This window comes from Streptomyces olivoverticillatus, from assembly GCF_014203555.1.
In the GTDB taxonomy this organism is placed as follows: domain Bacteria; phylum Actinomycetota; class Actinomycetes; order Streptomycetales; family Streptomycetaceae; genus Streptomyces; species Streptomyces olivoverticillatus.
In genome coordinates, this window is record NZ_JACHJH010000004.1 from 161,117 (window position 1) to 180,792 (window position 19,676).

At 70.9% G+C, this 19,676-nt stretch carries 17 protein-coding genes; 12 read left to right on the forward strand and 5 right to left on the reverse strand.

The features are described from left to right. Positions 1-163 precede the first annotated feature (163 nt). The 6 genes from FHS39_RS14880 to FHS39_RS14905 all read left to right on the forward strand — a co-directional run bounded on the left by FHS39_RS14880 (position 164) and on the right by FHS39_RS14905 (position 5,752). Entirely contained in the window at positions 164-1,537 is a 1,374-nt protein-coding gene (locus FHS39_RS14880; protein WP_184349828.1) for a carotenoid oxygenase family protein, read from the forward strand. Between the two features lie 130 nt (positions 1,538-1,667). Beyond that, positions 1,668-2,774, forward strand: a complete 1,107-nt coding sequence (locus tag FHS39_RS14885; RefSeq protein WP_184349829.1) for a vWA domain-containing protein — start codon at positions 1,668-1,670, stop codon at positions 2,772-2,774. A gap of 169 nt (positions 2,775-2,943) precedes the next feature. Then, positions 2,944-3,180: a hypothetical protein gene (locus FHS39_RS14890; RefSeq protein ID WP_221462783.1), complete on the forward strand. Its 237-nt coding sequence runs from the start codon at positions 2,944-2,946 to the stop codon at positions 3,178-3,180. Continuing rightward, positions 3,177-3,413 carry a DUF7848 domain-containing protein gene (locus FHS39_RS14895; protein WP_343069586.1) on the forward strand — a complete coding sequence of 79 codons (237 nt, stop codon included), beginning with the start codon at positions 3,177-3,179 and terminating at the stop codon, positions 3,411-3,413. Before FHS39_RS14890 ends, FHS39_RS14895 begins: the two co-directional genes overlap by 4 nt. Before the next feature lie 119 nt (positions 3,414-3,532). Continuing rightward, positions 3,533-5,275, forward strand: coding sequence for a methionine--tRNA ligase (metG, locus tag FHS39_RS14900; protein WP_184349831.1), 1,743 nt, complete (start codon positions 3,533-3,535; stop codon positions 5,273-5,275). A 108-nt stretch (positions 5,276-5,383) separates the two neighbouring features. Beyond that, on the forward strand, positions 5,384-5,752 hold the full coding sequence (locus tag FHS39_RS14905; RefSeq protein WP_184349832.1) for a DNA-binding response regulator: 369 nt from the start codon (positions 5,384-5,386) through the stop codon (positions 5,750-5,752). Between the two features lie 81 nt (positions 5,753-5,833). Here the strand turns inward: FHS39_RS14905 and aspS are convergent, their stop codons facing one another. Then, positions 5,834-7,621 (reverse strand): aspartate--tRNA ligase, encoded by a 1,788-nt coding sequence (gene aspS / locus FHS39_RS14910; RefSeq protein WP_184349833.1) that lies wholly within the window; start codon positions 7,619-7,621, stop codon positions 5,834-5,836. A 163-nt stretch (positions 7,622-7,784) separates the two neighbouring features. On the opposite strand from aspS, the gene FHS39_RS14915 reads away from it, so the two are divergent. Continuing rightward, positions 7,785-9,914 carry an ATP-binding SpoIIE family protein phosphatase gene (locus FHS39_RS14915; protein WP_184349834.1) on the forward strand — a complete coding sequence of 710 codons (2,130 nt, stop codon included), beginning with the start codon at positions 7,785-7,787 and terminating at the stop codon, positions 9,912-9,914. 70 nt (positions 9,915-9,984) lie between these two features. Here FHS39_RS14915 and FHS39_RS14920 read toward each other — a convergent pair whose 3' ends face one another. After that, on the reverse strand, positions 9,985-10,935 hold the full coding sequence (locus tag FHS39_RS14920; protein ID WP_045932970.1) for a pirin family protein: 951 nt from the start codon (positions 10,933-10,935) through the stop codon (positions 9,985-9,987). A gap of 142 nt (positions 10,936-11,077) precedes the next feature. Between FHS39_RS14920 and FHS39_RS14925 the strand changes: the two genes are divergently transcribed. After that, positions 11,078-12,019, forward strand: a complete 942-nt coding sequence (locus FHS39_RS14925; protein ID WP_184349835.1) for a trypsin-like serine peptidase — start codon at positions 11,078-11,080, stop codon at positions 12,017-12,019. A 60-nt stretch (positions 12,020-12,079) separates the two neighbouring features. On the opposite strand, the gene FHS39_RS14930 is transcribed toward FHS39_RS14925, so the two are convergent. Continuing rightward, a complete protein-coding gene (locus FHS39_RS14930; protein ID WP_045932971.1) occupies positions 12,080-12,532 on the reverse strand; it encodes an SseB family protein in 453 nt (150 codons plus the stop codon). Positions 12,533-12,662: 130 nt separating this feature from the next. Between FHS39_RS14930 and FHS39_RS14935 the strand changes: the two genes are divergently transcribed. The 4 genes from FHS39_RS14935 (at position 12,663) to FHS39_RS14950 (ending at position 16,895) form a co-directional block, all read left to right on the forward strand. Then, positions 12,663-14,489: an acyl-CoA dehydrogenase gene (locus FHS39_RS14935; RefSeq protein ID WP_045932972.1), complete on the forward strand. Its 1,827-nt coding sequence runs from the start codon at positions 12,663-12,665 to the stop codon at positions 14,487-14,489. 94 nt (positions 14,490-14,583) lie between these two features. Next, the gene (locus FHS39_RS14940) at positions 14,584-15,879 is read left to right on the forward strand and encodes a M18 family aminopeptidase (protein ID WP_045932973.1); all 1,296 of its coding nucleotides are present in this window, start codon (positions 14,584-14,586) and stop codon (positions 15,877-15,879) included. Between the two features lie 72 nt (positions 15,880-15,951). Next, on the forward strand, positions 15,952-16,590 hold the full coding sequence (locus FHS39_RS14945; protein WP_184349836.1) for a DUF4232 domain-containing protein: 639 nt from the start codon (positions 15,952-15,954) through the stop codon (positions 16,588-16,590). 80 nt (positions 16,591-16,670) lie between these two features. Further along, positions 16,671-16,895: a hypothetical protein gene (locus FHS39_RS14950; RefSeq protein WP_184349837.1), complete on the forward strand. Its 225-nt coding sequence runs from the start codon at positions 16,671-16,673 to the stop codon at positions 16,893-16,895. Positions 16,896-16,911: 16 nt separating this feature from the next. Here FHS39_RS14950 and FHS39_RS14955 read toward each other — a convergent pair whose 3' ends face one another. Together FHS39_RS14955 and FHS39_RS14960 are read right to left on the reverse strand one after the other, a co-directional pair. Then, positions 16,912-18,714 (reverse strand): NHL domain-containing thioredoxin family protein, encoded by a 1,803-nt coding sequence (locus FHS39_RS14955; RefSeq protein WP_184349838.1) that lies wholly within the window; start codon positions 18,712-18,714, stop codon positions 16,912-16,914. Positions 18,715-18,769: 55 nt separating this feature from the next. Further along, positions 18,770-19,549, reverse strand: coding sequence for a nitrilase-related carbon-nitrogen hydrolase (locus tag FHS39_RS14960; RefSeq protein WP_184349839.1), 780 nt, complete (start codon positions 19,547-19,549; stop codon positions 18,770-18,772). Positions 19,550-19,676: the final 127 nt, after the last annotated feature.

The following is a 19,676-nucleotide window of genomic DNA, read 5'->3' on the forward strand; positions in this document are numbered from 1 at the left end:
TTCTCCAGGCGTTACGGGCATGGAAACGGATGTCGGTAACGCACGGCCGACGGCAAGGTGGAGGCTGGCCGAACGTCCCCTTCCGCTGGATGGTGGGAGGACGGCCTCCTCACTGGGGGATCCGACCGGCGGTGGCCGGGGGAGGCCGGCGGAGGTGAGCGGCATGACCGACCGGCGTGCGTACGACCGCACCGACCACACCAACCCCTTTCTCAGCGGCCTCTTCGCGCCCGTCCACGACGAGGTCACCGCGCTCGACCTGCCCGTCACCGGCCACCTTCCCTCCCGCCTGCGCGGCCGCTACCTGCGCAACGGCCCCAACCCCCTGCACGTGGAGGACATCTCGGCGTACCACTGGTTCGGCGGCGAGGGCATGATCCACGGTGTCCGGCTGCGCGACGGCCGCGCCGAGTGGTACCGCAACCGCTGGGTGCGCAGCGACGCCGTCGCCGGGCGGCTGGGCGAGAAGCTGCTGCACGGGCCGCGCCACCTGGGCATGGACTTCGCGCCCAACACCCATGTGCAGTTCTTCGCCGGGCACTACCTGGCGCTCGTCGAAGGCGGCTCGCTTCCCTACGAGCTCGATCCCGAGCTGTTCACCGTCGGCCCCTTCGACTTCCACGGCACACTGCCCGGCGGTCTGTCCGCGCACACGGTCCTCGACCCGCACAGCGGCGAGCTGCACGCCGTCTCGTACTGCTGGGCCTGGCCGTACGTGCAGTACGTCGTCGCGGGCACCGATGGCTGTGTGCGCCGGCACGTCGACATCCCCGTGCGGGGGCGGCCGATGATGCACGACTTCTCGCTCACCGAGCACTACGTGCTGCTGTACGACCTGCCGGTCGTCTTCACCGGCCGCACCGGCGACGGCTTCCCCTACGCCTGGGATCCCGGGCGGCCCGCCCGGCTGGGGGTGCTGCCGCGCGAGGGCGGTGCGCAGGAGGTGCGCTGGCTGGACATCGACCCCTGTTTCGTCTTCCACCCCATGAACGCCTACGAGCACGGCGGCCGCTTCATCACCGTCCATCTCGTCCGCTACGAGCGCCTCTTCGACGGCGAACGGCCCGGCCCCGACGACCACCCCGCCCACTTGGAGCGCTGGACCGTCGACCTGGCCGCCGGAACGGTCCGGCGGCAGCAGCTGGACGACCGGCCGGTGGAGTTCCCGCGCACCGATCCGCGGCGGCTGACCGGGCCGCACCGCTACGGCTACGCGATGCGGGCCCGCGAGCACGCGGGGGACGAGGGCGCTTACGGCGCCGGGCTCGTCAAGTACGACCTGGAGCGCGGCACGAGCACGGAGTTCGCCGTGGGGCCGGGCGGTGACGTGGGGGAGGGCGTCTTCGTCCCGGCGGGACCGGGCGCGGGGGAGGACGAGGGGTGGGTACTGGCCTTCGCCTACGACCCGTTGCGCGAGGCGACGGACCTGCTGGTGCTGGCGGCCCAGGACTTCGGGGGCGAGCCGGTGGCCCGGGTGCACCTTCCGGTGCGGGTGCCGCTGGGATTCCACGGAAACTGGATTCCGGACCTTCCCTGAGACGCGCCTGGGTGTGAACGTACTGGACAGGACTTGACAGCTATAGCCTTACGTAGCGTCAGGCCCGGGGACTTTTCCCCGCACCACGGACATTTCACTCGCACCCGAGATACATGAAGGACCTCTCCCCATGGGCATTCGGAGTCTGCTGCGGAACGCGTTCGGCCGGTCCAGGACAGCCACCGGGCGCGACGAACCAGGCCTGCCACAGCAGAATGCGGGGCCCGACGGCACCGCCGAACCGGCCAAGGCCGCCGTGACCGTCCCCGCCCAGCCGACCCCCGGCAGCGAGGAGCGCATCGGCGAGCGCATCCCCGACCCCGGCCCGCTCGGCCCCATCCCCTCACCCCCCTCGCCGCGCCCCGAACCGGTCCCTGAGCCCGAGCCGGCACCGACACCGATGCCCAAGCCCAAGCCGGTCCCCGAGCCGGAGCCGGTCCCCGAGCCGGGCCCCGACCCCGTCCCCGAGCCCGCCCCGGGCCCGGACCCGGAGCCCGCACCGGCCATGGCCGCCCCCGCCCCGGCCGTCAGCCTGGAGAAGGTGCAGGGGAGCGCCCCGGCGCTGGTGAGCCTGTACAAGTCGGCGGGCGCCTCGCTGGCCAAGCAGGGCCTGGCCGGGCAGCGCGCCGCCGTCTACCTGGTGCTCGACCGCTCCGGCTCGATGCGCCCGTACTACAAGGACGGCACGGTCCAGCACCTGGCCGAGCAGGCCCTGGGCCTCGCGGCCAACCTCGACGACGACGGCGTCGTCCCCGTCGTCTTCTTCTCCACCGACGTCGACGGCACCGCCGAACTCGGCCTCGACGCCTATGAAGGACGCATCCAGGAGCTCCACGAGTCCTACGGGCACATGGGGCGCACCAATTACCACTGGGCCATCAACGCCGTCGTCGACCACTACAAGAACTCCGGCGCCACCGACCCCGCCTTCGTCATCTTCCAGACCGACGGCGCCCCCTACAGCAAGCCCGCCGCCGAAAAGGCGCTCTGCGAGGCCGCCAAGCTGCCGATCTTCTGGCAGTTCGTCGGCTTCGGCGACCCGGAGGGCAAGGGCTTCGACTTCCTCCGCAAGCTCGACGAGCTGCCCGTCCCGGACAAGCGGGTCGTCGACAACGCGGGCTTCTTCCACGCCGGCAAGGAGCCGCGGCTGCTCGCCGACGAGGAGCTCTACAAGGAACTCATGGTCGAGTTCCCCGAGTGGCTCGCCGAGGCCCGCGCCGCCGGGATCGTCGACTAGCGCAGCCGCCCCGCCGAACCACACCGAAGAGGCCGCCCCGATGCCCGGGGCGGCCTCTTCGCCGTCCACCCTCGCCCGCCTGTACGGAGTTGGCGCAGGCGTCCAGATGCAACTCTGCGTAATCGAGCGGCGGGTGATCAGGTCGCGTCTGAGTGGGCATCGTTAAGACGTGAGCAACGACATTCCCCCCTCGGTACCCGCTGTTCCCAGGCTCGGCAGCTATGCCGTCGACACCCGCACCGGCCGCCTCGGCCAAGTCATGGACCACCACGCCGGTTACGTACAGCTACGACCGCCGCGGGGCGGCCTGGAGTGGAACTGCCCGCCCGAGCACGCCCGCCCCGCGGCCGAGGCGCAGGCGGCAGAGGAGGCGGAGACGGAGGCCGCGAGCGGGTGGCGGCCGTGACCGCACGGACCGTCTTCCTCTTCGGCACCTGGACGCTGCAGCCGGACAAGGAGCCCGACGCGGAGCCGATCACCTACGCCATGAAGTGCGCGGTGTGCGGGGAGACCTCACCTACCTGGGAGGACTACGGAGTCGCGCAGAACTGGACGTTCACCCACGCCGGGCGCAATCCCACGCACCACACCTACCGCGAAGTGATCATCAGACCCTGGCGGGCGTGGATGCGGCGGTGAACATGAGGGCGCAGACATTGACGAGGCCGTCATAAAAGCAGCGCGGTTCCCCCCTTGGCCCTCGGATACGCTAAAGGTGCACGTAACCCATAGCGAACGCGACCAGGGAGCAGCCGGAAATGGCTCGACACCTCATCACCAGCGCCCTTCCCTACATCAACGGGATCAAGCACCTGGGCAACATGGTGGGGTCCATGCTCCCGGCCGACGTCTACGCCCGCTACCTGCGCCAGACCGGTCGCGAGACGCTGTTCATCTGCGCCACCGACGAGCACGGCACGCCCGCCGAACTGGGCGCCAAGGAGCTCGGCCTGCCCGTCGACGCCTTCTGCTCCCAGCAGCACGACGCGCAGAAGGCCATCTACGACGGCTTCGCGCTCTCCTTCGACTACTTCGGCCGCAGCTCCTCGCCCGAGAACCGCGACATCACCCAGCACTTCGCGCGGCAGCTGCAGAAGAACGGGTTCATCGAGGAGCGGTCCATCCGCCAGGTGTACTCGCTCGCCGACGGCCGCTTCCTGCCCGACCGCTACATCGTGGGCACCTGCCCGCACTGCGCCTACGACAAGGCGCGCGGCGACCAGTGCGAGAACTGCACCCGCGTGCTCGACCCGACGGACCTGATCGACGCCCGCTCGGCGATCAGCGGCAGCAGCGAGCTGGAGGTCCGCGAGACCAAGCACCTCTTCCTGCTCCAGTCGAAGCTGCAGGGCGAGGTCGAGGCGTGGATCGACGAGCACGGCAAGGACTGGCCGATCCTGGCCTCCTCCATCGCCCGCAAGTGGCTGACCGAGGGCCTCAACGACCGGGCCATCACCCGCGACCTCGACTGGGGCGTGCCCGTCCCCGCCGACACCTGGCCGGAGCTGGCGGCCGAGGGCAAGGTCTTCTACGTGTGGTTCGACGCCCCCGTGGAGTACATCGGCGCGACCAAGGAGTGGGCCGACCAGGACCCGGAGAACCGCGACTGGAAGTCCTGGTGGTACGAGGCCGACGACGTCCGCTACACGCAGTTCATGGGCAAGGACAACGTCCCCTTCCACACGGTGATGTTCCCGGCCACCCAGCTCGGCACCCGTGAGCCGTGGAAGAAGGTCGACTACGTCAAGGCCTTCAACTGGCTCAACTACTATGGCGGCAAGTTCTCCACCTCCCAGAAGCGCGGCGTCTTCACGCACGACGCGCTGGAGATCCTGCCCGCCGACTACTGGCGCTACTTCATGATGGCCAACGCCCCCGAGTCGGACGACACGTCCTTCACCTGGGAGCTGTTCTCCGCCACGGTCAACAAGGACCTCGCCGACGTCCTCGGCAACTTCGTCAACCGCGTGCTGTCCTTCTCCCGCAAGCGGTTCGGCGACGAGGTCCCGGCCGGCAGCGAGGCGGGCGCGGCGGAGACCGAGCTGGGCCACCAGGTCGCGCAGCTGCTCGCGGAGTACGAGCGGCACATGGAGGAGATGCAGTTCCGCAAGGCCGCGCAGGCGCTGCGCGCGCTGTGGAGCGCGGGCAACTCCTACCTGGAGACCAAGGCCCCCTGGCTGGAGATCAAGACCGACCCGGAGGCCGCCGCGCTGACGCTGCGCACGGCGATGAACCTCATCCACCTCTACTCGATCGTCTCCGAGCCGTTCATCCCCGCCTCGGCCGCGGCCATGCGCGGTGCCTTCGCGCTGGCCGACACGGCATCCGACCGGAAGCGTGCGACCTGGGTGACGGCCGACGAGGCTGCCTCGCTGTCCTTCATCCCGGCGGGCACGGCCTTCACCGTGCCGCCGGTGCTCTTCGCGAAGATCACCGAAGAGGACCTGGCCGCGTACCGCGAGCGCTTCGGCGCCGACGCCGCCGAGGCCGACCAGGCCTGACCGCCGCATGAGCGAAGGGCCCGGAACCAGACGGTTCCGGGCCCTTCGCTTGTGCGCGTTGATCGTTCGGCAATCGTTCGTTCAGCCCGCACGGACAGGCTCTGTCCTGTGTTTCAGAAGTGCATCACCGTAAACGTATCCGCCGCCGACGAGATCGGGCGGCACCGGATCGTCCGGCAATTGCGCACCCTGCCCGGCGTCAGCGTCGTCAGGGAGCAGCCGGCGGTCGACATCCTGCTGATGGGGCGGCACGACCGGGACGCCCCGGCCGAGCTGCGCCGCCTGGCCCGTGCGGGCCGGGCACCCCTGGTGGTCGTCGCCGACGACCTGGGGGAGACGGAGCTGATGGCCGTCTCCGAGTACGGCGTGCAGTGCGTGCTGTGGTCCCACCGGCTGACCCCGGGCCGCCTGCAGCGGGCCGTGCACAACGCGGCGGGCTGCTGCCCGAGAACGCCGCTGTCCTTGGCGCTCGTGTGAGGGCGGCGGCCGGGCTCCTGCGCGTACGCGTGAGGGCCGGGACCTCACGGTCCCGGCCCTCACGCTCGTGCGCCTAGCGGATCACTTCGTCGGCTTGTACGGCGTCGGCTTGGCCGGGCCCTTGTAGATGCTCAGGTGGAGCTCCTTGAGGCGGGCGTCGTCGACCTCGCTCGGGGCGCCCATCAGGAGGTCCTGGGCGTTGCCGTTGAGCGGGAAGGCGATGGTCTCGCGGATGTTGGGCTCGTCGGCCAGCAGCATCACGATGCGGTCGACGCCCGGCGCGATGCCGCCGTGCGGCGGGGCGCCGAACTTGAAGGCGCGCAGCATGCCGCCGAACTCCTTCTCGACCTCTTCCTTCGAGTAACCGGCGATCTCGAAGGCCCTGTACATGACCTCGGGCTCGTGGTTACGGATGGCGCCGGAGGACAGCTCGGTGCCGTTGCAGACGATGTCGTACTGCCAGGCGAGGATGTCCAGCGGGTCCATGGTGTTCAGGGCCTCGAGGCCGCCCTGGGGCATGGAGAAGGGGTTGTGGGAGAACTCGATCTTGCCGGTCTCCTCGTCCTTCTCGAACATCGGGAAGTCGACGATCCAGCAGAAGCGGAAGACGTTCTCCTCGAAGTGGCCGGCGCGCTTGGCGGCCTCGACGCGGACCGCGCCCATGATCTTGGAGACCTCGTCGAACTCGCCCGCGCCGAAGAAGACGGCGTGGCCGGGGACCAGGCCCAGGGCCTCGGTGAGGGCCTTGACGTCCTCGTCGGTGAGGAACTTCGCGATCGGGCCGGACAGTTCGCCGCCCTCGGCCACGCGCACCCAGGCCAGGCCCTTGGCGCCCTGCTCGACCGCGTACTCGCCCAGGCCGTCGAAGAACTTGCGGGACTGGCCGGCGGTGTCCGGCACGGCCAGCGCGCGCACGTGCTTGCCCGCGAAGGCCTTGAAGCCGCTGTCCGCGAAGACGCCGGAGACGTCCACGAGCTCCAGCTGGGCGCGCAGGTCCGGCTTGTCGGAGCCGTACTTGAGCATCGCCTCGCGGAAGGGGATGCGCGGGAACGGGGAGGTGACGTGGCGGCCGTTGCCGAACTCCTCGAAGAGGTCGGTCATGACCTTCTCGATGACCTGGAAGACGTCCTCCTGCTCGACGAAGGACATCTCCATGTCGAGCTGGTAGAACTCGCCCGGCGAGCGGTCGGCGCGGGCGTCCTCGTCGCGGAAGCAGGGCGCGATCTGGAAGTAGCGGTCGAAGCCGGCGATCATCAGCAGCTGCTTGAACTGCTGCGGCGCCTGCGGCAGGGCGTAGAACTTGCCCGCGTGCAGACGGGAGGGCACCAGGAAGTCGCGCGCGCCCTCGGGGGAGGTGGCGGACAGGATCGGGGTGGCCAGCTCGTTGAAGCCGAGGGCGGTCATCTTCTGGCGCAGCGCGGAGATGACGGCCGAGCGCAGCATGATGTTGCGGTGCATGCGCTCGCGGCGCAGGTCGAGGAAGCGGTACTCGAGCCGGCGCTCCTCGTTCACACCGTCGTCGGCGTTGATCGTGAAGGGGATCTGCTCGGCGGTGCCCAGCACCTCGACCTCGGTGACCTCGATCTCGATCTCACCGGTGGGCAGGTCGGGGTTGACGTTCTCCGAGCCGCGGCTCATGACCTTGCCGTCCACGCGGACGACGGTCTCCTTGGTGAGGTGGCTCAGCGCCTCGTTGGCCGGGGTGCCGGGCCGGGCGACCAGCTGGACCAGACCGTGGTGGTCGCGCAGGTCGATGAAGAGGATGCCGCCCAGGTCGCGACGATTGTGCAGCCAGCCACTCAGTCGCACGTCGGTGTCGACGTCAGCCGCACGGAGCTCGCCGCAGGTGTGGGACCGGTACCGATGCATCGTTCATCCAAGTCGTGGTCGAGGGCGGTGGTCGCAAGTGGCCGCTGCAGAAGATCGCCGGCCCGGTTTGGCGTACGGCCGGCGTGCATACAGCACCAGGCAAGGGTACTGCCCCACCCGGCATCAGTGGTCTCCGCCGGACAGACCTGCATAAAGTGGGGCAATGCACACCGAGCATGTGCTGGCCGCCCTGGCGACGGGCGTGTGGACCTGGGACAACGCCAGCGGCACGGTCACCCTCGACGCCGAGGCCCGGCGGCTGCTGGGCCTGCCCGAGCACGCGGAGACGACCGAGAGCTCCGTCCGCGCCCGGTTCCACGCGGTCGACTGGCTGGAATTCCGCGGTGTGCTCGCCCTCTCCGCCTCCGAGGGCACGCTCGGCGAGCTGCGGATGCGCGTGGTGGACGAGGCGGGCGAGGAGCTGCGGACCGTACGCCTGCGTACCAAGCCGGCCGGGGCCGAGGGCCACCTCATGGTCGGCACCGTCGAAGAGGCCCCCGAGGCGCTGGTGGAGGGCACCTCGATCACCCGGCTGCCCGTCGTGGCCGACTGGCACCGCAATCGCGAGGCGTTCCTGCTGGACGCCGGCCGGGCGCTGGCCGAGGCGCGCTCGACGGCCGAGGTGCTGAGGGTGGCGGCCAGGCTGTCGATGCCGGGGTTCGAGCCCTCGGGGCTGGCCGTCTTCGTCGCGGAGGCGGGCCGGGTGCGGGTCATCGGCCACCACGGCTACGGCCCCGGCGAGGCGGACCCCTTCCTCGACCAGCCGCTGGACGCCGCCTATCCGGCCGCCGAGGTCATCCGGACCGGCCGCGCGGTCTACCTGCCCCAGCCCGAGGAGTACCGGCGCCGCTTCCCCGAGGCCTACCGGCGGGTGGCCCACTTCGGCCGCACCTCCTGGGCATTCCTGCCGCTGATCAACGCCGGCCGGACCATCGGCGCCTGGATGGCCGGTTTCAGCGTCCCGGTCTCCTTCACCCCCGACGAGCGCTCGGTGCTCACCACCGTGGCCCGGATGCTCGCCCAGGCGCTGGGCCGCGCCAGCGTCCACGAGTCGGAGCGCGAGCTGAGCGTGGGGCTCCAGCGCACGATGATGCCGACCGTCCGCCCGGACATCCCCGGACTGTCGGTGGCCGCCCGCTACGTGCCCACCGGCGGCGGGCTGCAGGTCGGCGGCGACTGGTACGACATGATCCCGCTGCCCACCGGGAAGCTGGCCCTGGTCATCGGCGACGTCCAGGGCCACGACGTACGGGCCGCCGGACTGATGGGACAGCTGCGGATCGCACTGCGCGCGTACGCCTCCGAGGGGCACCACCCGGACGCGGTTCTCTCCCGCGCCTCCCGCTTCCTGGCGGGCATCAACGGGGACGGCGACGAAGGCTCCGAGCAGCGCTTCGCCACCTGCCTCTACATCGAGGTCTGCCCCGGCAGCGGGCTGCTGGTCATTGCTCGTGCCGGGCACCCGGACCCGGCGATCCGGCTGGCCGACGGCACCATGCTCGTCCGCTCCACCGCGGGCGGACTGCCGCTGGGCATCGTGCCCGACGCCGACTACCCCACCACCCGCCTCGTCCTGGAGCCCGGCGAGACGATGCTGGTCTGCACCGACGGCCTGATCGAGACCGGCGGCCACGACCTGGAGACCGGCTGGGAGCGGCTGCGCCGGATCGTCGAGGAGCACCCGCTCGACGCGGTGGACGGCAGCCTGGAGAAGCTCGCCGACGTGCTCGTCCAGGCCGTGCACGGCCCTCCCTCGCACTACACGACCGGACCGCTGATCGACCGGCGCGAGGACGACATCGCCCTGCTGCTGCTGCGCCGCGAGGCCCCGGCCGCGGCGGTCACCGGCGCCCCGCCGGTGCCGCATCCGGTGCGCCGGACGGTGATGACCGTCGCGCAGGCCGAGCCCGAGCGGATCGCACTGGCCCGGCAGCAGCTGCGGGACCTCCTGCACGACTGGCCGGACGCGGGCCAGAGGGACTCGGCGGTGCTGATGGTCTCCGAGATGGTCACCAACGTGCTCGTGCACACCGACGGGGACGCCCGGCTGGTCGCGAAGATATCCGGCGAGCCGGGCACCCGCTGTCTGCGCGTGGACGTCTCCGACGGCAGCGACGAGCTGCCGCACCTCCGCCACCCCGGCGAGATGGCGTCCTCCGGGCGCGGCCTGGTGCTCATGGAGCTGCTGGCCGGGAGGTGGGGCGTGGACCCGGAGGGCGAGGGCAAGAACATCTGGTTCGAGCTCTACGAGTCGGCCTCCCACGCGGAAGCGGCGCAGGCGGGCGCCCCATAAGGGGCGCGGGGAACTGCGCGACCAGCCCCCACCGGCCCGCAGCGGCAGGACCACACCTCCAGCGGAGCGCTCAGGCGTCGGCCGGAATCCGTCCCAGGCGGCCCGCCTGGAAGTCGTCGAAGGCCTGGGCGAGCTCGGCGTGCGTGTTCATCACGAACGGGCCGTAGTGCTCCATCGGCTCGCGGATCGGCGCTCCGCCGAGCAGCACGACCTCGAAGTCCGGGCTGCGGGACTCCTGAGTGGCGTCCGCCCGGAGGGTCAGCGACTCGCCGTCGCCGAAGACCACGGTCTGCCCCGTGCGGAACGGCCGCCCCTCGCCGCCCGCGGTGCCGCGCCCGGCGAGCGCGTAGGCCAGGGCGTTGAAGTCGGAGCGCCAGGGGAGGGTGAGCTCCGCACCGGGGCTGAGGGACACGTGCATCATCGTGATGGGCGTGTGGGTGATCCCCGGGCCGCGGTGCCCGTCGATCTCTCCGGCGATCAGCCGGAGCAGGGCGCCGCCGTCGGCCGAGGTGAGCAGCTTGACCTTGCCGCCGCCGATGTCCTGGTAGCGGGGGGCCATCATCTTGTCCTTGGCAGGCAGGTTCACCCACAGCTGCAGACCGTGGAAGAGCCCGCCGCTGACGACGAGCGCCTCCGGGGGCGCCTCGATGTGCAGCAGTCCGGACCCGGCGGTCATCCACTGGGTGTCCCCGCCGTTGATCGTGCCGCCGCCCCCGTGCGAGTCACGGTGCACGAAGGTGCCGTCGATCAGATAGGTGACGGTCTCGAAGCCGCGGTGCGGGTGCCAGGGGGTGCCCTTGGGCTCGCCCGGGGCGTACTCCACCTCGCCCATCTGGTCCATCATGATGAACGGGTCGAGGTAGCGGTAGTTGATCCCCGCGAAGGCCCGGCGGACCGGGAAGCCCTCGCCCTCGAAGCCGCTCGGCGCGGTGCCGACGTGCAGCACCGGGCGCTGCCGGGCATCCGCGGCGGCGGCCACGCGTGGCAGGTTCAGCGGGTTTTCGACGGTCACAGCAGGCATGACGGCCTCCTCGGGGTGTCTGCTGCCTCCAATTTAGTTGAAGGGTGAACAACCAGCAAGGCCGCTTTCATTCCCGCTTCATTCCCGTTCCCTTCCCATCACGCGTGTGGGGGCGCCCCGGCCGATCGTGGACACTTGATCAATGCGCCTGAAAGCCACCGGTGCCGGTCCCGCCGGGTACACCGCCCTCGTCGCCGTCGTGCTGGCCCTGGCCGTCGCCGGACTGCTGGTGGCGGGCCGGGGGCTGGACAGTGACGGGCTGCTCGCCGACGGCGACGCCTCCGGCCACTACAAGGAGCCGGCGCGGGCCGGCGACGCGGCGGCCGACGCCATGCGGTCGGTGGTGCACTCGGCACCGCCCAAGCCCCTGGAGGCCGCGCAGACGGACGCCGCCGCCGGCACCCGCACCGACGGGCTGACCCCGTCCAAGCCGCTGGTGGCGTCCGACATGCCCTCCTCGCCGGCGGTGGGGCCGCTGTTCTACACCGGTCAGGGCGAGGTGGGGCACGGCTGCACGGCGAGCGTCGTGCACAGCGACCGGGGCGATCTGATCGCCACCGCCGCGCACTGCGTGCACCAGGGCGGCTTCCGCACGGACATCACCTTCGTGCCCGGCTACCACGACGGGGTGGCGCCCTACGGGGTGTGGGTGCCCACGGCGGTCGACATCGACCCCGCCTGGGCCGAGGACCGCGACCCGGATCACGACGTGGCGTTCCTGCGCGTGCGCCCCGTGGACGGCTCCGGGCCCATCGAGCGCGTCACGGGCGCGGAGCGGATCCGCTTCGGGGCGCCGGCACGGCAGCCGGTGCGCGTCCTGGGCTACCCCAGCGGGGCCGAGCGGACGGTGGGCTGCCAGAACTCCACCGTGGCCGAGAGCGCCACACAGCTGCGCTTCGACTGCGCGGGCCTGCCGAACGGCACGAGCGGCAGCCCGTTCCTGGCCGACGTCGACGCCACCACGGGCCTGGGCACGCTCGTGGGCGTGCTCGGAGGCAAGGACGAGGGCGGCGACGACGAGACGTCGTACGCCGCGTACTTCGGCGCGGCGGCCGAGCACCTGTACCGGCGCGCCACGGGCTGAGCCGGACGCGCCACGGCATTTAGCCGTCTAGCCGTCTAGCCGTCTGCGAAGCAATGGCGTCTAGCCATACATCCGCCGCATCGCGAAGTCCACCATCTGCTCCACCGACTTCGCGTCGAAGACCATCCGGTGATCCCCCTCCATGTCGAGGACGAAGCCGTACCCCGTCGGCAGCAGGTCGAGCACCTCCGCGCCGGTGATCACGAAGTACTTCGACTCCTTGCCCGCGTACCGCCGCAGCTCCTTGAGCGAGCTGAACATCGGGATCACCGGCTGCTGGGTGTTGTGCAGGGCCAGGAAGCCCGGGTTCTCACCGCGCGGGCAGTAGACCTTGGAGCCGGAGAAGACCGTCTGGAAGTCCTCGGCGGACATCGAACCCGTGGTGAAGGCCCGTACCGCGTCGGCCAGTGACGGGGGCGACGGCTCGGGGTAGAGCGGCTGTTCGCCGTAGCCGCCGGGCTGCTGCGGGGGCGCGTAGCCCTGCTGTGCCGCGTTCTGGTCGTAGCCGTACATGCCCAGAAGAGTAACGAGTCACAGTTGGGCGATCAGGTCTTGCTTCTTATTACCGGCCGGTAGCATCATGGAGCTTACTGACCGGTACGCACAGAGGATCGCCCTCCCGTCACCTACGGAGCCGTCTGTCATGGGCCACTACAAGTCGAATCTCCGCGACATCGAGTTCAACCTCTTCGAGGTTCTCGGTCGCGACAAGCTGTACGGCACCGGCCCGTTCGGTGAAATGGACGTCGAGACGGCGAAGAGCGTGCTGTCGGAGATCGCCCGCCTCTCGGAGAACGAGCTGGCCGCCTCCTTCGTCGACGCCGACCGCAACCCGCCGGTCTTCGACCCGGAGACCAACACCGCTCCCGTCCCGGAGTCCTTCAAGAAGAGCTACCAGGCGTACATGGACGCCGAGTGGTGGCGCCTGGGCATCCCGGAGGGCATCGGCGGCACCACCACGCCGCGCTCGCTGCTGTGGGGCTTCGCCGAGACGATCCTGGGCTCCAACCCGGCGATCTGGATGTACTCCTCCGGCCCCGCCTTCGCGGGCGTGCTCTACGCCGAGGGCACCGACGAGCAGAAGAAGATCGCCAAGCTCGCGGTGGACAAGCAGTGGGGCTCCACCATGGTCCTCACCGAGCCCGACGCCGGCTCGGACGTGGGCGCCGGCCGCACCAAGGCCGTCAAGCAGGAGGACGGCTCCTGGCACATCGAGGGCGTGAAGCGCTTCATCACCTCGGGTGAGCACGACATGGCGGAGAACATCTTCCACTACGTCCTCGCCCGCCCCGAGGGCCACGGCCCGGGCACCAAGGGCCTCTCCCTCTTCCTCGTGCCGAAGTTCGAGTTCGACTTCGAGACCGGCGAGCTGGGCGCGCGCAACGGCGTCTACGCCACCAACGTCGAGCACAAGATGGGCCTGAAGGCCTCCAACACGTGCGAGATGACCTTCGGCGACAAGCACCCCGCCAAGGGCTGGCTCATCGGCGAGAAGCACGACGGCATCCGCCAGATGTTCATGATCATCGAGTTCGCGCGGATGATGGTCGGCACGAAGGCGATCGCCACCCTCTCCACGGGCTACCTCAACGCCCTGGAGTACGCCAAGGAGCGTGTGCAGGGTCCGGACCTGGCCGCCTTCACGGACAAGTCCGCGCCCAAGGTCACCATCACGCACCACCCCGACGTGCGCCGCTCGCTGATGACGCAGAAGGCGTACGCCGAGGGCATGCGCGCCCTGGTCCTCTACACGGCCGCGATCCAGGACGAGATCCTGGTCAAGGAGGCCGCGGACGAGGACGCCAAGGCCCTGCACGGCCTCAACGACCTGCTGCTGCCCATCGTCAAGGGCTACGGCTCGGAGAAGTCCTACGAGCAGCTGGCCCAGTCGCTGCAGATCTTCGGCGGCTCCGGCTACCTGCAGGAGTACCCGATCGAGCAGTACATCCGGGACTCCAAGATCGACACCCTCTACGAGGGCACCACCGCCATCCAGGGCCAGGACTTCTTCTTCCGGAAGATCGTCCGCGACCAGGGCCAGGCGCTGACCACCCTCTCCGAGGAGATCAAGAAGTTCCTGGCCGAGGCCGCGGGCGGCGAGGAGCTGGCCGAGGCCCGCGAGCAGCTGGCGAAGGCCGCGGTCGACCTGGAGGGGATCGTCGGCGCGATGCTGACCGACCTCGCCGCGACCGAGAAGGACGTCAAGTCCATCTACAAGGTGGGCCTGAACACCACCCGCCTGCTGATGGCCTCCGGTGACGTCGTCGTCGGCTACCTGCTCCTCAAGGGCGCGGCCGTGGCCGCCGAGAAGCTGCCGACCGCCTCCGCCAAGGACAAGGCCTTCTACGCGGGCAAGGTCGCGGCGGCGAAGTTCTTCGCCCACACGGTCCTGCCGGCCCTGGCCGTCGAGCGCGCCCTCGCCGAGAGCGTCGACCAGTCCCTGATGGAGCTGGACGAGGCCGCCTTCTAAGGCCTCTCCCGCTTTAAGCAACCACCGTCTGACGGGCAAGAGCCGGGCACCGAAAGGACCGCCCGGCTCTTGCCCTGATCTCTATCCTGAGGCCATGAGCTCTGCGCACCGCTTCGACCGCGGCCACACCGACGACCTGATGACCTTCCTCGCGGCCAGCCCTTCGCCGTACCACGCGGTGGCGGAGGCCGCCGAGCGGCTGGAGAAGGCGGGCTTCCGCCAGGTCGCGGAGACGGACGCCTGGGACGCCTCGGCGGGCGGCAAGTACGTCCTGCGCGGCGGCGCGATCATCGCCTGGTTCGTACCGGAGGAGGCGAGCGCCGCCACCCCGTTCAGGATCGTCGGCGCCCACACCGACTCCCCCAACCTGCGCGTCAAGCCGCTGCCGGACACCGGCGCCCAGGGCTGGCGGCAGGTGGCCGTCGAGATCTACGGCGGCACGCTGCTCAACACCTGGCTCGACCGCGACCTCGGCCTGTCCGGCCGGATCACCCTGCGGGACGGCTCGCACCGCCTGGTCAACGTCGACCGGCCGCTGCTGCGCGTGCCGCAGCTGGCCATCCACCTCGACCGCGGGGTCAACGCGGACGGGCTCAAGCTGGACAAGCAGCGCCACATGACGCCGATCTGGGGCCTGGGCGAGGTCGGCGAGGGCGATCTGATCAGCTTCGTCGCCGAGGAGACCGGCGTCGACGCCGCGGAGATCGGCGGCTGGGACCTGATGGTGCACAGCGTGGAGGCGCCCGCCTACCTGGGGCGCGACCAGGAGCTGCTGGCGGGACCGCGCATGGACAACCTGCTGTCGGTGCACGCCGGTGTCGCGGCCCTGATCGCGGCGTCCCGGCCGGGCGCCGCGCTCACGTCCATCCCGGTGCTCGCCGCCTTCGACCACGAGGAAAACGGCAGCCAGTCCGACACCGGCGCCGAAGGCCCGCTGCTCGGCAACGTCCTGGAGCGCTCGGTCTTCGCCCGCGGCGGTTCGTACGAGGACAAGGCCCGCGCCTTCGCCGGGACTGTCTGCCTGTCCTCCGACACCGGCCATGCCGTGCACCCCAACTACTCCGAGCGCCACGAGCCGGGCCACCACCCGATGCCCAACGGCGGGCCGATCCTCAAGGTCAACGTCAACCAGCGCTACGCGACCGACGGCAGCGGCCGGGCCGTCTTCGCCGCCGCGTGCGAGCGCGCGGGCGTGCCGTGGCAGCACTTCGTCTCGAACAACTCGATGCCCTGCGGCACCACGATCGGTCCCATCACCGCCGCCCGGCACGGCATCACCACCGTGGACATAGGCGTCGCGATCCTCTCCATGCACTCCGCGCGCGAGCTGTGCGGTGCGGACGACCCGCATCTGCTGGCCTCCGCACTGACCGCCTTCCTGGAGGGATAGGGTGCCGCCACACCGCCCGTACGGCAGCACCGCAGCATCCGAACCGTCGAACGTCCCACCGGGGGAAGCACCATGACCATCCGCACCCTGCGGATCACCGCCGCCGCCTTCACCGCCGCGGCCGCCCTCACCCTCACCGCCTGCGGCAGCAGCAGCGATAGCAAGAAGGACGACAAGGCCGCGGCGGCCGACCCGCAGGCGTCCGACGCGACGAGCGACCAGGGCAGCGATGCCGGGGCCGACGGCGACGAGGGCGGCAGCGACACCGAGGGCAGCTCCGCCAAGGCCGGCGCCTGCACCCCGGCAGCCGTCAAGTTCGAGGCGCGGGCCGTGAAGTCGCCGGTCAACCACGTGCTGCTGGTGGCGACCAACACCTCCAAGTCCCCCTGCACGGCCTACGGCTTCCCCTTCCTCCGCTTCGACGAGGACCAGGCCAGCTCCGGCGTGACCGAGGAGAGCAAGCCCCAGGGCAAGATCACCCTCGCGCCCGGCAAGTCCGCCTACGCCGGGGTGCTGGCCTCCGCCGCCGACGGCTCGGGCGGCAAGGGCCACGAGGCCAAGAAGCTCGCGGTCACCTGGCAGAACCCGGACGGCAACCCCATCGAGGGCGGCCCGTCCCAGGCCGACGTGCCGGGCGGCTCCCTGCACGTGGACGACTCCGCCAAGACCACGTACTGGCTGGACAGCGAGGCCGCGGCCCTGAAGTGGTAGCCCGCCGCCGGTGATTGGCCGTACCGCGCGGGGGTACCCGCCCGGTACGGACGGCCCATCACACGGGAAGGTGTTCTGCCATGGGCATGGGATGGTGCATAGGCCTGATCGCCGCGGGCGCGATCCTCACCTTCGCGGTGGACTGGCGCATCGACGGCATGAACGTCCACCTCGCGGGCCTGATCCTGATGGCGGTCGGCACCCTGGGCCTGAGCGCCTACGTCAGCGTGCTCAGGCGCCGTAGGGTGCAGCCGCCGCCCCCGGCGGCCCCCGTCGTGGAAGAGGACCACCGGTTCGTACCCTGACCGGCGGGGCGGCGCCTCAGCCGTCGAGGCCCGCCAGCACCAGCGGCAGCCGCCCGGCGGCGCCGGGCACGATGCGCACCGGGACGCCCCAGTCCTGCTGGTGGACGTGGCAGGCAGGGTATTCGTTGGCGGGGTCGTCGTCGCAGGACGCGGCCATCGCGGAGACGTGCAGCACGCCTTCGGCCACCCCGTCCGCCAGGGTCAGCGCACGGCTGAGGTCCGTGCCCTGGCCCGAGCCGTCCGCGAGCAGCTCCGGCGGCGTGGAGCTCACCAGCAGCCGCGTCGACGGCCCGTAGCGGGTGTCCAGCTTCTGCCCCGACGGCGCCTGGAAGACGATGTCCAGCAGCAGCGTGCCCGGCGCGATCTCCGTCGCCTCGCGCTGCGTGCGGTGCGCCACCGCCTCCACGCGCACGGCCTCCTCCGGCAGCCGCAGCCGCGTCAGCCGGTGCCGGGCCGACTCGACGACCACGATGTCGTCACCTGCCAGCACGGCGTCCGAGGGCTCGCGCAGATCCGTCGCGAGCGTGCTCACCTGTCCGGTGGCCGGGTCGTAGCGGCGCAGCGCGTGGTTGTAGGTGTCGCAGACGGCCACCGAGCCGTCCGGGAGCACGGTGACGCCCAGCGGGTGCTGGAAGAGCGCCTGCCCGGCGTCCCCGTCGCGGTGCCCGAAGTCGAAGAGGCCGGTGCCGACGGCGGTGCGGACCGCGTAGCCGTCCTCGGTCCGCTCGACCCAGCGCAGGGCCGAGGTCTCGGAGTCGGCGATCCACAGACGCTCGCCGGCCGCGGCCAGCCCGGAGGGCTGGGCGAACCAGGCCTCGGCCGCGGCCCCGTCCACCAGGCCCTCGTTGGTGGTGCCGGCCGCGACCGCGACGGTCCGGGCGGCCGGGTCGTACGTCCACAGCTGGTGGACGCCGGCCATGGCGATCCACACCCGGTCGTCGAAGAAGGCCACGTCCCAGGGGGAGGACAGCTCCACCTCGCGGGCGGGTCCGGAGGTGGGCGCCCCCTGCATCCACTGCAGGCCGGTGCCCGCGACGGTCTCGACGGCGCCCGTCTCCGGGTCGTACGCGCGCAGCGCGTGGTTGACGGTGTCGGCGACGATCACCCGGCCGTCCGGCAGCAGCGCGAGGCCCTGCGGCTCGCTGAAGCGCGGGGGGCTGTCGGTGAAGCCGCGCTCGCCGGTGCCGATGCGGCGCACGACGCTCTCGCCGTCGGCGGCCAGCTCGACCAGCTGGTGCCGGGTGGAGTCGGAGACCAGGAAGGTGCCGGACGGCAGTTGCACGGCCTTGCCGGGGAAGCGCAGATCGGTGGCGACGGGCTCCGGCGGCACGTACGGTCCGTCGCCGCGGCGCAGCGTGCCCTTCGCCGCGTGCTCGGCCTCCAGCTCCTCGACGAGCTTGGCGAGCGCGTGCGCATGCCCCTCGCCGGCGTGCTGGGCGACGACGTATCCCTCGGGGTCGATGACGACGAGGGTGGGCCAGGCGCGGACCGCGTACTGCTTCCACGTGGCGAGCTCGGGGTCGTCGAGGACGGGGTGGTGGACCCCGTAGCGCTCGACGGCGTCGACAACGGCCTGGTGATCGGCCTCGTGCACGAACTTCGGGGAATGCACGCCGATGATCACAACGGTGTCGCGGTGCGCCTCCTCCAGCTCCCGCAGCTCGTCGAGGACGTGCAGGCAGTTCACACAGCAGAAGGTCCAAAAATCCAGGATGACAATGCGTCCTCGCAGGTCAGCGAGGGAGAGGTCAGTGCCGCCGGTGTTGAGCCAGCCGCCCTTGCCGATGAGTTCGGGGGCGCGGACGCGTACGTGAGCCATGCCCGCATGCAACACCACCTCCCCCCGCGGCTATTCCTCGGTCCACCGAGTGGACCTACCGTCCCAGCACTCGGTCCCGCAGGGCCGGGAAGTCCTTGCGGGTCTTGGCCACCCGGCCGAGGTCGAGCTCCACCGTGAGCACCTCCTCGTCCGCCCCCGCCTCCGCCAGGACCTCGCCCCAGGGGTCCACGACGATGCTGTGACCCGCCTGTTCGACGCCCGCGTGGGTGCCGGCGGTGCCGCAGGCCAGGACGTAGGCCTGGTTCTCCACGGCGCGGGCGCGGGCGAAGAGCGTCCAGTGGTCGCGGCGCTTCGCGGGCCAGCCCGCGGGGACGACGAAGACCTCGGTGCCCTGGTCGACCAGGGCGCGGAAGAGCTCGGGGAAGCGCAGGTCGTAGCAGGTGGCCAGGCCCAGCGTCGTCTCCGGCAGCCGTACGGTGACCGCTTCGGAGCCCGCGCTCATCATGACGGCCTCGCCCTTGTCGAAGCCGAAGCGGTGGATCTTGCGGTAGGTGCGCACGAGATCGCCCGAGGGCGAGAAGACCAGGGAGGTGTTGTAGAGCGGGCCCTCGGGGTCCCGTTCGCAGATCGAGCCGGCGTGCAGCCAGACGCCCGCGTCCCGCGCGGCGTCCGACATGGCCTCGGCCGTGGGTCCGTCCAGCGTCTCCGCCTCGGCGGCGAAGGACTCGTAGGCGAAGGCCCCGACCGGCCAGAGCTCGGGCAGCACCACCAGATCGCTGCCGCGCTGTGCGCGCACGAGCTCCGCGACGCGGGCACGGCGGGCGGCCACGGGCTCTTCGGGGTCCACTGCCGTCTGGATCAACGAGGCGCGCACGGTACCACCACTCTCAGCTTTGCTCGGGTGTTTCCTCGGGTGAAAACTCTGCCGGGCCGACCCTGCGCAGCGTAACTTAACTGCAGAGAACCCAGACAGCACTTGCCACGCACCCGTTGCCCAGCGC

Bases quoted from the DNA above. Each gene is read 5' to 3' on its own strand.
- FHS39_RS14915 (WP_184349834.1), top strand. From the start codon at position 7,785: ATGCACACCGAGCATGTGCTGGCCGCCCTGGCGACGGGCGTGTGGACC.
- FHS39_RS14930 (WP_045932971.1), bottom strand. From the start codon at position 12,532: ATGTACGGCTACGACCAGAACGCGGCACAGCAGGGCTACGCGCCCCCG.
- FHS39_RS14935 (WP_045932972.1), top strand. From the start codon at position 12,663: ATGGGCCACTACAAGTCGAATCTCCGCGACATCGAGTTCAACCTCTTC.
- FHS39_RS14945 (WP_184349836.1), top strand. From the start codon at position 15,952: ATGACCATCCGCACCCTGCGGATCACCGCCGCCGCCTTCACCGCCGCG.
- FHS39_RS14925 (WP_184349835.1), top strand. From the start codon at position 11,078: ATGCGCCTGAAAGCCACCGGTGCCGGTCCCGCCGGGTACACCGCCCTC.
- FHS39_RS14885 (WP_184349829.1), top strand. From the start codon at position 1,668: ATGGGCATTCGGAGTCTGCTGCGGAACGCGTTCGGCCGGTCCAGGACA.
- FHS39_RS14880 (WP_184349828.1), top strand. From the start codon at position 164: ATGACCGACCGGCGTGCGTACGACCGCACCGACCACACCAACCCCTTT.
- FHS39_RS14955 (WP_184349838.1), bottom strand. From the start codon at position 18,714: ATGGCTCACGTACGCGTCCGCGCCCCCGAACTCATCGGCAAGGGCGGC.
- aspS (WP_184349833.1), bottom strand. From the start codon at position 7,621: ATGCATCGGTACCGGTCCCACACCTGCGGCGAGCTCCGTGCGGCTGAC.
- metG (WP_184349831.1), top strand. From the start codon at position 3,533: ATGGCTCGACACCTCATCACCAGCGCCCTTCCCTACATCAACGGGATC.
- FHS39_RS14920 (WP_045932970.1), bottom strand. From the start codon at position 10,935: ATGCCTGCTGTGACCGTCGAAAACCCGCTGAACCTGCCACGCGTGGCC.
- FHS39_RS14950 (WP_184349837.1), top strand. From the start codon at position 16,671: ATGGGCATGGGATGGTGCATAGGCCTGATCGCCGCGGGCGCGATCCTC.
- FHS39_RS14940 (WP_045932973.1), top strand. From the start codon at position 14,584: ATGAGCTCTGCGCACCGCTTCGACCGCGGCCACACCGACGACCTGATG.